Here is an 8410-nt window from a genome sequence, read left to right as displayed (position 1 = left end):
GAAGACCAACCTGTTCTACGTGCCCACCAACCACGTCTGCATGGACTACGAGCCGTTCCGGGTGACCTACACCCCGGGCCAGCCCTACGTCGGTGCGACCCTGTCGATGTACCCCGCGCCGAACAGCCATGGCGGCATGGGCAACTTCATCGCCTGGGACGGCGTGAAGGGTAAGATCGCGTGGTCCGATCCCGAGCAGTTCTCGGTCTGGTCGGGCGCCCTCGCCACCGCCGGCGACGTTGTCTTCTACGGCACGCTGGAAGGCTACCTGAAGGCCGTCGACTCCAAGACGGGTAAGGAACTGTACAAGTTCAAGACCCCGTCGGGCATCATCGGCAACGTGATGACCTACACCCACAAGGGCAAGCAGTACGTCGGCATCCTGTCGGGTGTCGGTGGCTGGGCCGGCATCGGCCTCGCGGCCGGCCTGACCGACCCGAACGCCGGCCTCGGCGCGGTGGGCGGCTACGCCGCCCTGTCGAGCTACACCAACCTCGGTGGCCAGCTCACCGTGTTCGCCCTGCCGAACTGATCGGTCGCGAACACCAAGGAGCCTAGGGTGCCGGCGCGGGTCCTCCGCGCCGGCATTTCCCTGTCCGCACCACCCTTCGCCCGGAGCCCGCGTGATCGCCTCCCCAGTACCCCCGCCGGGGCGATGTCTCGTCCTCGTCCGCCATGGCCAGAGCCAAGCCAACGCCGACGGCCTTTTCACGGGACTGCTCGACTCACCCCTCACCGAGCGGGGCCGACAGGAAGCCTGCTCGGCCGGGCTGCGGCTCAAGGACGAAGGATTTCGCTTCGCCTCAGCCTTCACGTCGACCCTCGCGCGGGCCATCGCGACCTCCCGGCTGGCGCTCGATGCCCTGGGGCAGGCCGATCTGGTGCCCCTCCGGGATGCCGCCCTGGACGAGCGCGACTACGGCGACCTCAGCGGCCTTGGCAAGCAGGGCGCCTACGAACGTTTCGGGGCGGAGCGGATCGAGGGCTGGCGGCGCTCCTACAAGGGTCAGCCGCCGAACGGCGAGAGCCTCCGGGACACCGTCGCCCGGGTCGTGCCCTTCCACCTAAGGCATATCCAGCCGGCGGCGATGCGCGGTCCAACGCTGGTCGTCGCCCACGGCAACTCGTTGCGGGCCTTGGTGATGGTGCTCGAAGGACTGGGCCCAAGGGAAATCGAATCCGTCGAGATCGCGACCGGATCGATCCGGGTCTACGAGTTCGGTCCGGATACCACCATCGCATCCCGCCGCATCATCGACTGAGCTCCGGCTCCGTGCCCGTTCCGGATCGAGCCGGTGCGGCCTCGGCTACTTCCCGCTCGATCTCGCCGCGGGATTGAAGCCAGAGGGCGAGGATCCAGCAGGACACCGCCCAGGCCGCGCCCACGCACCATCCGGCGAGGACATCGCTCGGGTAGTGCACGCCGAGGTAGATCCGGCTCAGCCCAACCGCCACCGTCAGGAACACGCTCAGGCCCATGAAGTACGACTTCATACGGCGGTCGGCGCTCCCTCGGGTCAGGAGGACGCCGAGTGTCAGGAAGGTGACGGTTGCAAGCGTTGCGTGACCGCTCGGGAAGCCCGGCGTGAAGACCCGCACCGCGTTCGGGAAGTCCGGCCTGGGCCGGTCGATGCCGTACTTGAGCAAGGTGCTTGCGATTGCGCCGCCGAGGACCGCGGCCACCATCACCATCGCGAGGCCGCGCTTGCGGACCAGCATGAGGTAACCAACGGTCGCGGCCGAAAGGAAGCCGAGGAAGACGAAGCTTCCCAGCGCGGTGACGTCCCGTCCCGTCTCCTGCACCCAGGCCGGTCCTATGGGGATGGCGAGATCCTTGCCCGTTCGAAGCGCGGTGAGCACCGCCAGGTCGAACCGTGCTGTTCCGCCCTCGATCACCTCGTCGGCGAGAAGCCCGAAGCCGAGGAGCAGTGCCACGACGAGGAAGGCGCCCGCCGCCAGCCCGAAGTCGCGCTGCCCCATGCGTGCTAGGAGCGATGGGGTGATCTCGGCGGCCTTGATCTCATCGGTCGCGACCGGCAGCGAGGGCCGGGTCATCGCGGCGCCCCGGAACGCCTGAGGACGCTTTCCACCAGGATCAGGCCTAGCCCTCCGAACAGGAAGATCGCGGCCGATGTCGTGCCGGCCTGTCCGTAGGCGCGCACCAGCCAAGCCGCCCCGACCCAGGCGACGATGGAGGCGGCGAAGCCGACATCGTCCACGACCAATCCCAGGAGTTCGCGAAGGACGGTTCCGAGCCAGTGCATGCGGATGCCTAGAGGTTGGGAAGGGGACGAAGGGCGGCGGCACGTCGACGGCACGTCGGCACGGCCAGAACCGAGAGGCCGAGGAAGCCCGCGGTCAGCGCCGCGACCGCCCAGTCGCCGCCGGGCCAGTCGAGGCCGATGCCCTCGCCGACCCAGAACGCGCCGAAGGCCGACAGGAGGACGCCGACCGTGAACTTGAGCGTGTTCTCCGGCACCATCGACAGGGGGCGGTGAAGCGCGACGCCGAGCGCCACCACGACGATCAGGGCGCCGAGCGCCCCGAGGCTGGCGGGGACCAGGAGTCCCGCCCCGCCCGCACCGACGGCGACGACGATGAAGACGACTTCCAGGCCTTCGAGCATGGTGATCTTGAAGGCGGTGGTCACGGCCACCGCATCCCATCGAAGGCGGCCGCCGCCTCCGGTGCCCAGCGCGGCCGCCTGCTTGCCGTAAGCCTCGTCCTCGTCGTGCAGGGCGATGACCCCGGCGGAGCGGAGGATGGCCTTGCTCAGCCAACGCATGCCGAACAGCAGCAGCAGGCCGCCGACGACGAGTTGTACGTCCCGCAGGGGGATGCGGGTCAGCAGTGGGCCGAAGAGCAGCACGATGGCAAGGAGGACGGCGAGGGCGCCCGCGGCGCCCGCGAGGGCGTTCCGCCAACCCCGGGTCGCGCCGACGGCGAGCACGATGGTGAGGGCCTCGACGAACTCGACGATGGAGGCGAGAAACGCCGCAAGTGCCGTGGGCCATGCATGCACCCAGTCGATGGCCATTCCGATCCTCCCTGCCACTCGACCGCTTGGCCGGACGCGGTTTCCGTCGGGAGGAAATGTCGCTCTTGCTACCGATGTCAACATCATTGTAGAAAATGCTACATCATGGTTCCAAACGGGGCACCACCGACTGGCGGAGTCGAAGCCGATGGCGGACGAGTTCGGCGACACGGTCCGGCGGCTGATGCCATCCCTGTCCCCCGCCGTTGCCCGGGTTGCGGGTTACCTGGATCAGAACCGGGCGACGGTTCTCGCAAGTTCGGCCCAGCAGATCGCCACGCATCTCGCGACATCGGACGCGACCGTGATCCGCGCCGTCCAGGCGCTGGGGTTCGATGGCCTGCCCGATCTCAAGCAGGCGCTCGCCGCCGGACTCGACGGCCGACGGACGCCGGCGACCGACATGCGTCGAACGCTGGCGGAAGTCGGCGCCACCACCGGCGATGCCATCGATGCCGTGCTGGAAGCGCACCGGGAGGGGATGGAAGCGCTCCGGACCGAGGACGGACGCGCGGGTATCCTCGCGGCGGTCACCGCCCTGCATCCAGCGACCCGGATCGGCGTCTTCGGGATCGGCCCCTCCGCGCATCTTGCCCGGTACGTGGCCTTCCAACTTACGCGCTCGGGACGGCAGAGCCTGCTTCTCGATGCGACGGGATGGTCGCTGGCCGACCAGTTGCTGGGCCTGCATGCCGACGACGCGGTCGTACTCCTGGCCTACGGCAAGCCCTACCGCGAGGTGCAGGCCGTGATGGGCGAGGCGCACCGTCTGGGCCTGCCCGTGGTCCTCGTGACCGACACGGAGACCAGCACCATCGCCCGCAAGGCCACGGTCGTGCTGTTGGCCCGTCGCGGCCGCGCGAACCAGGTCGCCCTTCACGCCACCACGCTCGTCGCCCTGGAGGCCGTCATCCTCGGCCTGGCCGCGGCCGACCGCGACACCGCCCTTCGGCAACTCGCCAACCTCGACCGGCTGAGGAAGCTGATCGGGTCCTGAGCGGCAGCCGTGACGCCGCCGACCCATCGACCTGACGGAGGACCCATCCATGGCCGACGACCGAACCGGTATCGAAGTGAGCAAGGTCCCGGAGATCACGCTGGCCTTCTGGGGGATCAAGATCGTTGCCACGACCCTGGGCGAGGTCGGCGGCAACGCCGTCACCCTGACGTTGGGTCTGGGCTACCTCGTCGGCACCCTGATCTTCGCGACCCTCCTGGCTGTCGCCGTGGCGGCCCAGATCAACGCCAAGCGGTTTCACCCGTCCCTGTACTGGGCCGTCATCACTGCGACGACCTTGGCGGGAACGACGATGGCCGATCTCTTCGACCGGTCGCTGGGCATCGGCTACCTTGGCGGGTCGCTATCCCTCCTCGCGCTCGTGCTGGGCTCGCTCGGCCTCTGGTACAGGTCGGAGGGGACGGTCGCGGTCGAGACCGTCGCGACCCCGAAGGTGGAATGTTTCTACTGGCTGACCATCATGTTCTCGCAGACGCTCGGCACCGCGTTGGGCGACTGGATGGCCGACGACACCCCACTCGGCTACAACGGAAGCGCCCTGCTGATCGCCGGCGCCCTGGCCGTCACGGCCGGTCTCTACTTCTTCACGAAAACCTCCCGCACGGCGCTGTTCTGGGCCGCCTTCATCCTGACGCGTCCGCTCGGTGCGACGGTCGCGAACTCGCTCGACAAGCCCTCTGCCCAGGGTGGCCTGGGGATCAGCGACCTGACCATCTCGGTGGTGCTCGCGGCGTTGATGGTCGTATGCGTTCTGGTCGTTCCCCAGAGGGCCGGCCACCATCCGGCGTCGGCTTAGCCTCGACGTTCCGAGGAAGGCCGAGGCGGGAATTTCGCGGGTCGTCGATTTCTGTGCCTCCACCCTTGAGGCAGATCGAGGACCGGCGTCGCTCCCATGTGGGCCTTCCCCCTGATCGCGAAAGCGTCGGGGATACGGTCGCGCGGATCGTCCCGTCCCACCTGACACTCGTCCAACGGAGCGCGATGCGGGGCGCGGCCGCGGTCCCCGGCCAGGGCAAAGCGTTGCGGGCGTCGGCGATGGTGCCGAAAGGCCTTTGGCCGAGAGAGGTCGAGGGTCATCGAGGTCGCACCTCCCGACAAACGCCGCAAACCTGCCGACCCGACTTTCAGACCGCGCACCCGAGGGACCTGTCGCACCGGCGGATGAAGACGGCAGCCCGCATCCGTCCGCCCTTGCGAAGGATGACGCCACGGTCAGTGGCCGCCCACGGCGAAGGTCGCCCCCGGCTTGTCGTGGGTGCCGACGCGCTCGACCATCGTGGCCGTCGCCTCGTTCATGCCGACGACGTCGACCGCGATGCCGTGATGACGGAACTTCAGCACGACCCGGTCGAGGGCGTTGATGGCCGAGATGTCCCAGAAGTGCGCCGCCTGCAGGTCAGTCACGACCGCCCGCAGGGCCTCCTCGCGAAAACCGAAGGCGGCGTGGAAGGCTTCGGCCGTCGCGAAGAAGATCTGCCCGGTGACCTGGTAGGTCCGCACGTCGCCCTTACCGTGGGACGACCGGACGGCGAAGAACCTCGTAACCTTGTGGGCGAAGAACAGACCGCTGAGGACCACGCCGAAAAGGACGCCCTTGGCGAGGTCGTGGGTGGCGACCACCACCGCCACGGTGCCGAGCATCACGAAGCTCGACGCCTTCGGGTGGGTCACCAGGGTCCCGTGCGACTTCCACTGGAAGGTGTTGATGGCCACCATGATCATCACCGCAACGAGGGCGGCCATCGGGATCCGGGCCACGTAGGGACCAAGCACGACGATCAGGAACAGCAGTCAGGATCTATGAGCTTGCTGCGGACACGACGATCACGGCCCGCTGGATCGACGGGTGAATCCGCCTGTCGGCCCCTCACAATGCGTCTCCGCAAACTCTGAAGGGGTCCGCATTTCATCTATTTCAGTGATGAAAAGCATCTAATCATTCCGTTGGAGTGAATGAACGGGACCTGGGATCCTCCGGCATCACATCGGAGCCATCCATGTCCGCGCCCAGACTTTTCTCCCACTCTCGTCCGACGCGTGCCTTGGCCGGCACGAGAGCCATCCTTCCGGGACTGGGCCTCTGCGTGGCGGTCACCGCCGCAGCGATCGGCTTCGAAGCCGCCGAGGCGCACCTGTTCGGTCGTGCCTGGCTCGAAGCCCTGGTGCTCGCGATCCTGCTCGGCAGCGCGATCCGCACCATTTGGACCCCGTCGCAGCGTTTCTTTCCCGGCATCGCCTTCGGGGCCAAGACCGTGCTGGAGATCGCGGTCGTACTGCTCGGCGCGTCGCTCAGCCTCGCGACGATCCTCGCCGCCGGACCGGGCCTGCTCTTCGGCATCGCGGGCGTCGTCGTCGTGGCGATCCTGTCGAGTTACGGCATCGGCCGAGCGCTCGGGCTGCATCCGCGCATGGCGATCCTCGTGGCCTGCGGGAACTCGATCTGCGGCAACTCGGCGATCGCGGCCACGGCCCCGGTGATCGGCGCCGACGGCGAGGACGTCGCCGCCTCCATCGCCTTCACCGCGGTGCTGGGCGTGCTGGTGGTGCTCGGCCTGCCGCTGCTGGTGCCGCTGCTCGGTCTGTCGCCGATGCAGTACGGCGTGCTCGCCGGCCTCACCGTCTACGCTGTTCCGCAGGTCCTCGCCGCCACCGCGCCGGTCGCGGCGCTCAGCGTCCAGGTCGGAACCCTGGTGAAGCTCGTCCGGGTGCTGATGCTAGGCCCGGTCGTCCTGGTGCTCTCCCTCGGCGCGAGCCGGCTGCGCGAGGAGACCGACGAGGCTGCCCCCGGCGTCACCGCCGGCGACCGCCCGGCCCGCGGCGGCCTCGCGATCCACCGCCTGGTGCCGTGGTTCATCCTCGCCTTCCTGGCGCTCGCGGGCCTTCGCTCGGCCGGGCTGGTCCCGCAGGTTGCGCTCGCGCCGATGTCGGAGACCGCCAACGTGCTGACCGTGGTCTCGATGGCGGCGCTCGGCCTCGGGGTCGACGTGCGCAGCGTCGCCAAGGCCGGGGCGCGGGTGACCCTCGCGGTGGTCGCCTCGCTCCTTGCGCTAGGCGCCGTCAGCCTCGGCCTGATCCACGTGCTCGGCCTCGTCTGATCCGCGCTATGGCATCGATCCGAATTCTTGATGAAAGAACTGCCGTGACACGTTCGTCCCAATCTTCGTCCGAGGCGGTCGCGCAGGCGACGGGATGGTTGATGGGGCCGGGTCGCGAAGCGGCGGACGCGGCAGCCCTTCTCGACGGGTTCAGCGCGTGCCTCTCGGGGCTCGGCCTGCCACTGGCCCGCGCCACCACCCACGCGCCGACCCTGCATCCGTCGTTCCGGTGGGTGATGCGCGTCTGGCATCCCGGAGCGTCGAGCCTAGCCCTGCGTCGCCGCCACGGCATCGAGGGTACGCCGACTTTTCACGGCAACACCGTCGAGCACGTGGTCGAGACCCGTACCCCATTCCGATGCCGTCTCGACGGGGATGGGCCGCTGCCGTTTCCCGTGCTGGGCGAGCTTCGCGACGAGGGTCTGACCGACTACCTCATCGTGCCGCTGCGCGCCGCGCGTGGACGCATGGGCGCCGCCTCCTGGGCCACGGCGAGACCGGGCGGCTTCACGCCGATCGAGATCGACACGTTGCTGGCGCTGGTCGGGTCTTTCTCGCTGCTGTTCGAGATCAAGGCGCTCGACGACATGCTCGGCGCGGTGCTGAGCGCCTATGTCGGGCGCGACCCGGCGCGGCAGATTCTGGCCGGCACGGTGCGGCGTGGCGACGTGCGCCTGATGCGGGCCGCGATGATGCTGACTGACTTGCGCGGGTTCGGTGAACTGTCCGACCGGCAGAGCCCAGACTGTGTCGTGGCCGCCCTCAACCGGATGTTCGATGCCATCGTGCCGGCCATCGAGGCGGAAGGCGGCGAGGTGCTGAAGTATATCGGCGACGGGCTACTGGCCGTGTTCGATGCCGATCGCAACGAGGCCGCGGCGCGCCGTGCCGCGTTGCATGCCGCCGAGGCCGCACTCGCTGCGCTTGCGACCCTGCGCGACGGTGACACAGCTGCCTTCGAGGTCGGCGTCGCACTTCATGTCGGGGAGATCGCCTACGGCAATATCGGCGGCGGCGACCGGGTCGATTTCACGGCGATCGGCCGCGATCTCAACGTGCTCGCTCGCGTCGAGCGCCTGTGCAAGACCTACGACACGCCGCTGATCGCCACCGACACCTTCATCGACGGGTTGGCACATGCCCTCGAACCTCTCGGCACCGTCGCCCTTCGCGGTTTTTCAGAGCGTCACGCCCTGTTCGGGCATCGCAGGACCGCGCCCGTCGGCGCGCCGGCGGCGTGACGCCGAGACGGCGTCCTTG

Annotated in this window: 8 protein-coding genes and 2 pseudogenes; 6 read left to right on the top strand and 4 right to left on the bottom strand. The window is 68.7% G+C overall.

All coding sequences use genetic code 11. The features are described from left to right. Together xoxF5 and MKK55_RS21760 are read left to right on the top strand one after the other, a co-directional pair. Window positions 1–532 (top strand): annotated as a pseudogene (gene xoxF5 / locus MKK55_RS21765) (lanthanide-dependent methanol dehydrogenase XoxF5); the annotation flags it as partial. 94 nt (window positions 533–626) lie between these two features. Next, window positions 627–1262 (top strand): 2,3-bisphosphoglycerate-dependent phosphoglycerate mutase, encoded by a 636-nt coding sequence (locus tag MKK55_RS21760; RefSeq protein WP_409565425.1) that lies wholly within the window; start codon window positions 627–629, stop codon window positions 1260–1262. Here the strand turns inward: MKK55_RS21760 and MKK55_RS21755 are convergent. From MKK55_RS21755 to MKK55_RS21745, 3 genes are read right to left on the bottom strand one after another with little or no spacing between them, the layout of a single operon-like run. Further along, on the bottom strand, window positions 1252–2055 hold the full coding sequence (locus MKK55_RS21755; protein ID WP_147840829.1) for a phosphatase PAP2 family protein: 804 nt from the start codon (window positions 2053–2055) through the stop codon (window positions 1252–1254). The genes MKK55_RS21760 and MKK55_RS21755 overlap by 11 nt on opposite strands. Continuing rightward, window positions 2052–2264 carry a hypothetical protein gene (locus MKK55_RS21750; protein ID WP_147762555.1) on the bottom strand — a complete coding sequence of 71 codons (213 nt, stop codon included), beginning with the start codon at window positions 2262–2264 and terminating at the stop codon, window positions 2052–2054. Before MKK55_RS21750 ends, MKK55_RS21755 begins: the two co-directional genes overlap by 4 nt. 8 nt (window positions 2265–2272) lie before the next feature. Then, window positions 2273–3037, bottom strand: a complete 765-nt coding sequence (locus tag MKK55_RS21745) for a COG4280 domain-containing protein (protein ID WP_147840830.1) — start codon at window positions 3035–3037, stop codon at window positions 2273–2275. A gap of 148 nt (window positions 3038–3185) precedes the next feature. On the opposite strand from MKK55_RS21745, the gene MKK55_RS21740 reads away from it, so the two are divergent. Next, window positions 3186–4034, top strand: a complete 849-nt coding sequence (locus MKK55_RS21740) for a MurR/RpiR family transcriptional regulator (protein WP_187275329.1) — start codon at window positions 3186–3188, stop codon at window positions 4032–4034. Window positions 4035–4083: 49 nt separating this feature from the next. Next, window positions 4084–4851, top strand: coding sequence for a hypothetical protein (locus MKK55_RS21735; protein WP_147840832.1), 768 nt, complete (start codon window positions 4084–4086; stop codon window positions 4849–4851). A gap of 416 nt (window positions 4852–5267) precedes the next feature. Here the strand turns inward: MKK55_RS21735 and MKK55_RS21730 are convergent. After that, window positions 5268–5846: pseudogene (locus tag MKK55_RS21730) on the bottom strand (STAS domain-containing protein); the annotation flags it as partial. 206 nt (window positions 5847–6052) lie between these two features. On the opposite strand from MKK55_RS21730, the gene MKK55_RS21725 reads away from it, so the two are divergent. Together MKK55_RS21725 and MKK55_RS21720 are read left to right on the top strand one after the other, a co-directional pair. Beyond that, a complete protein-coding gene (locus MKK55_RS21725; protein ID WP_147840833.1) occupies window positions 6053–7150 on the top strand; it encodes a YeiH family protein in 1098 nt (365 codons plus the stop codon). A 44-nt stretch (window positions 7151–7194) separates the two neighbouring features. Next, window positions 7195–8391, top strand: a complete 1197-nt coding sequence (locus tag MKK55_RS21720) for an adenylate/guanylate cyclase domain-containing protein (protein ID WP_243924978.1) — start codon at window positions 7195–7197, stop codon at window positions 8389–8391. Window positions 8392–8410: the final 19 nt, after the last annotated feature.

The sequence above is a fragment of the Methylobacterium sp. J-059 genome (assembly GCF_022829485.1).
In the GTDB taxonomy this organism is placed as follows: domain Bacteria; phylum Pseudomonadota; class Alphaproteobacteria; order Rhizobiales; family Beijerinckiaceae; genus Methylobacterium.
The sequence above is the reverse complement of the archived record's forward strand: the minus strand, read 5'-3'. Positions and strand labels throughout refer to the sequence as shown.

What these genes read in the sequence shown, in the direction of transcription:
- MKK55_RS21750 (WP_147762555.1), bottom strand. Translation starts at nt 2,264, where the DNA reads ATGCACTGGCTCGGAACCGTCCTTCGCGAACTCCTGGGATTGGTCGTG.
- MKK55_RS21755 (WP_147840829.1), bottom strand. Translation starts at nt 2,055, where the DNA reads ATGACCCGGCCCTCGCTGCCGGTCGCGACCGATGAGATCAAGGCCGCC.
- MKK55_RS21745 (WP_147840830.1), bottom strand. Translation starts at nt 3,037, where the DNA reads ATGGCCATCGACTGGGTGCATGCATGGCCCACGGCACTTGCGGCGTTT.
- MKK55_RS21735 (WP_147840832.1), top strand. Translation starts at nt 4,084, where the DNA reads ATGGCCGACGACCGAACCGGTATCGAAGTGAGCAAGGTCCCGGAGATC.
- MKK55_RS21740 (WP_187275329.1), top strand. Translation starts at nt 3,186, where the DNA reads ATGGCGGACGAGTTCGGCGACACGGTCCGGCGGCTGATGCCATCCCTG.
- MKK55_RS21725 (WP_147840833.1), top strand. Translation starts at nt 6,053, where the DNA reads ATGTCCGCGCCCAGACTTTTCTCCCACTCTCGTCCGACGCGTGCCTTG.